Below are 3,541 nucleotides of genomic sequence, written 5' to 3'. Positions count from 1 at the left end.
TATTTTTTAATTAGATAAAAATTAATACATATTTCATATAAAAAACATATTAAATTTATTTAAATAGAATATAGTTTATGTATAAGTAAAGGAGTTAAACTTGAAAAATTAAAGTAAATACTTCTTAAATTTAAGAATATAAATTAACTTGAACTTAATTTCACATTTTACATATATAGGTAATTTAAAAAATAAAGATATCTATACTTATAAACTCTAAATTCAATGGAGTTACTATGTTTAACTATTTTTAGAGCAGATTTTTCATAGATATAATTTGTTTTAAATTAAAATATTAAATTTTTCTTACAACATTGACATGTAAGTTTAATAAAAAAACATGTTAAACTTACATTAAATAGGTGTATAGATGTATATTGTAGTATAAATTTATAAAATTGTAAGGAGAGGATGATTAGATGGCTAAAAGTTTATCTCATTATTCATTCAATGATGATTTAACAATCAGAAATTATTTAGCATTAATGACATGCATTATAAATCCAAGAATGACTCAATCAAAGGCTGTAAAGTTATTTGAAATTAATTGTAAAGGTGATAAAAGAAGAAAATAAATACAGATAATGATAATGTTTAAGTTTTTAGAAGGTAAATAAAGTTTTAATTTAAAATTAATACGGGGTATTCTATTAAGTTTTAATCGTTATAGTTTTATAAATTTAAAACTATCTTACAGATTAGCTTAGTTAAATATATAAATGAATTGAAAAAACTGAAGATAGTCTATCTAGTGATTAGGTAGACTATCTTTAGTTTTTGTTAAAAAGTTAAAATTTAATTGATTTTATGTTCAATATGCGCTATATAATTTTATTAAGGATGTAAATATACTTAAAATTAAATTAGATTAGGATGGTGTAGGTATGAAAGTATTGTTAGTCAATGGAAGTCCAAATAAAAATGGATGTACATACACAGCATTAGAGGAAGTTTCAAAAGCACTAGAAGCAAGTGGAATAGATACAGAAATTTTTCACATAGGTAATAAACCTGTAGGAGGATGTATAGGATGTCGTTCATGTAAAAATACAGGTAAGTGCTTCATGAATGATGGAGTTAATGATTTTGTAGAAAAGGCAAAGTATGCAGATGGATTTGTATTTGGATCACCTGTTTATTATGCATCTGCAGCAGGATCATTAGTATCTTTTTTAGATAGAGTATTTTATAGCGGAGGAAAATACATGGCATTTAAGCCAGGTGCTTCAGTAGTTAGTGCGAGAAGAGCAGGAACTACTGCTACATTTGATCAATTAAATAAGTACTTTACTATCTCTAATATGCCAATTGTTAGTTCTCAATATTGGAATATGGTCCATGGAAACACTTCAGACGAAGTAAAAAAAGATGTAGAGGGATTACAAACAATGAGAGTTTTAGGCAAAAATATGGCATGGATAATAAAATGTATAGATATTGGTAAAAAGAATAATATAGAAAAACCAGATTTAGAAGATAGAGTACATACAAATTTTATAAGATAAAAATTATAATAAAAAAGCACTTCGAAAATGCGAAGTGCTTTTTTATATATTAGAAAGCTTTTCATCTTTATTTTTAAGTATTGTGGATATTATAAGCTTTTCTATTCCCCACATTGAAAAAGCTATAATTCCAATAATAATACCTTGATTTAGATTATATGCAGAAACAACAATTCCTACAACTATGCATGCAAAACCATTTATTACTCCATTCACTTGATCTTTAGAGTTATAAAATAACGGAATTCTTTTATACTGTTCTATTGCTGATATTATCAGTCCATATACAATAAAAAATATACCTATAATCATTTTTATAATCATAACTTTAACCCCCTCCCTTAATTTAATCCCCTAGTTTACTAAAAAATACTATTTTAAAAATATAAAATCAACAATGTGTATATTTTTGTAACTTAATTGAAATTTTAGCTATTTTATAATATAATAAATTGGTAAATTAAATCGGCGATGGAGTTCGCCATTAAATGCATAAGATGCTAATGACTCCTACTCTTATAAATATTTAAGGGTAGGAGTCTGTTTTTTTGCAGAAAATAGACTAGGAGGATTAATTGTGAATGAATTAAAAAAACATATAAAAGAAAGTGAAGTAGTATCCATTATATTTTTAAGATGGTTTTTGCTAGCATCCATATCTGGGATTGCTGTTGGGATTGTTATATCATTTTTCTTAAAAAGCTTACAATGGGCAACAAGTACTAGAGAATCAAATCCATGGTTATTATACATGTTACCTATAGGAGGAGCTTTTGTAAGTTATTTATATTCTAAATACGGTAAAGATTCATCGAAAGGAAATAATTTAATTATTGAACGAATTAATGAGGGTGAAGGAAGGATTCCTTTTAGAATGGCACCACTTGTGTTTTTGGGAACATTTATAACCCACTTATTTGGTGGATCTGCTGGTAGAGAGGGTACTGGAGTTCAAATAGGAGCTAGCGTATCTTCTAAAATAGGGGAACTTCTAAAATTAAAAGGTATGGATTATACAATACTTATAATCAGTGGTGTAAGTAGTGGTTTTGGAGTTGTATTTGGAACACCTATCGCAGGAACTGTATTTGGGCTTGAAGTTTCAACTCTTGGTAAAATGCGATATGAAGCAATAATACCTTGTTTTATATCAAGTTATATAGGAAACTTTATAGCAGAAATTTTTAAGGTTCAGCACAGTCATTATAATATGGGAGTATCTTTAACTGGTGTTAATGTATTTTTCAAAGTTATATTATGTGCTGTTTTATTTGGGCTTACTAGCAAACTTTTTGCAGAGCTTACTCATTCTTTAAAGAAGTTTTTTGCAGCCAAGATCCCAAATACATCTTTAAAAAGCTTTATAGGCGGTATTATCATTATTATTATAGTTTTAATTCTTGGAACTAGAATTTATCTTGGATTAAGTTTAGATTTATTAAGTAATACATTTAACCAGCCTGTTCCTAAAGGAGCATTTATAATAAAACTTGTTTTAACATCACTTACGCTTGCTGTAGGATTCCAAGGTGGAGAGGTTACTCCATTATTTGTAATAGGAGCAACTTTAGGAAACTTACTTGCGAGTATTGTCGGACTTCCTATTGAATTTTTAGCAGGGCTTGGAATGATAGGAGTATTTGCAGGAGCTACAAAAACGCCTATAGCATCTTTTATAATGGGAATTGAATTATTTGGATCCGCTAATATTGGATTTATATTCATTGCTTGTGTAATAAGTTATGTATTTGCAGGTAAAAGCGGCATATATACATCACAAGACAGTAGTCTTCTAGATAGATAAATTTTTACAAATAAAAAAAGACTGTTTCCGATACAGTCTTTAAAAGGGGGTATTTTAATATTAATACTATTATTGGGGGGATAGTATTATTAACTTGATTAATGAGGGGCATTTAAAGCCCCTCTATATATGTCCGTTCCTACTGATTGTTAATATATGTCGTTTCTTGATGTCTATGTATACAATATACTATAATAAAATATACATGTCTATAATATAAATATATTTTTGA

At 27.4% G+C, this 3,541-nt stretch carries 4 protein-coding genes and 1 riboswitch; of the genes, 3 read left to right on the top strand and 1 reads right to left on the bottom strand.

Annotation, left to right across the window (positions count from 1 at the left end; translation table 11 throughout):
• Positions 1–419: 419 nt before the first annotated feature.
• Together LEQ07_RS19495 and LEQ07_RS19490 are read left to right on the top strand one after the other, a co-directional pair.
• Positions 420–575 (top strand): hypothetical protein, encoded by a 156-nt coding sequence (locus tag LEQ07_RS19495; RefSeq protein ID WP_161794363.1) that lies wholly within the window; start codon positions 420–422, stop codon positions 573–575.
• A 309-nt stretch (positions 576–884) separates the two neighbouring features.
• Positions 885–1,505 carry a flavodoxin family protein gene (locus LEQ07_RS19490; protein WP_263331916.1) on the top strand — a complete coding sequence of 207 codons (621 nt, stop codon included), beginning with the start codon at positions 885–887 and terminating at the stop codon, positions 1,503–1,505.
• A gap of 42 nt (positions 1,506–1,547) precedes the next feature.
• Here the strand turns inward: LEQ07_RS19490 and LEQ07_RS19485 are convergent, their stop codons facing one another.
• Complete coding sequence (locus LEQ07_RS19485) at positions 1,548–1,829, bottom strand: hypothetical protein (RefSeq protein WP_263331914.1); 282 nt, start codon at positions 1,827–1,829, stop codon at positions 1,548–1,550.
• Positions 1,830–1,963: 134 nt separating this feature from the next.
• Positions 1,964–2,025, top strand: a riboswitch (Fluoride riboswitch).
• 57 nt (positions 2,026–2,082) lie between these two features.
• Here LEQ07_RS19485 and LEQ07_RS19480 point away from each other — a divergent pair.
• Positions 2,083–3,309 carry a chloride channel protein gene (locus LEQ07_RS19480; RefSeq protein WP_263331912.1) on the top strand — a complete coding sequence of 409 codons (1,227 nt, stop codon included), beginning with the start codon at positions 2,083–2,085 and terminating at the stop codon, positions 3,307–3,309.
• Positions 3,310–3,541 lie beyond the last annotated feature (232 nt).

This window comes from Paraclostridium sp. AKS73, from assembly GCF_025671395.1.
GTDB classification, from domain to species: Bacteria; Bacillota; Clostridia; order Peptostreptococcales; family Peptostreptococcaceae; genus Paraclostridium; species Paraclostridium benzoelyticum.
This window is presented reverse-complemented; position numbering and strand designations above follow the sequence as displayed.

What these genes read in the sequence shown, in the direction of transcription:
- LEQ07_RS19495 (WP_161794363.1), top strand. Translation starts at nt 420, where the DNA reads ATGGCTAAAAGTTTATCTCATTATTCATTCAATGATGATTTAACAATC.
- LEQ07_RS19490 (WP_263331916.1), top strand. Translation starts at nt 885, where the DNA reads ATGAAAGTATTGTTAGTCAATGGAAGTCCAAATAAAAATGGATGTACA.
- LEQ07_RS19485 (WP_263331914.1), bottom strand. Translation starts at nt 1,829, where the DNA reads ATGATTATAAAAATGATTATAGGTATATTTTTTATTGTATATGGACTG.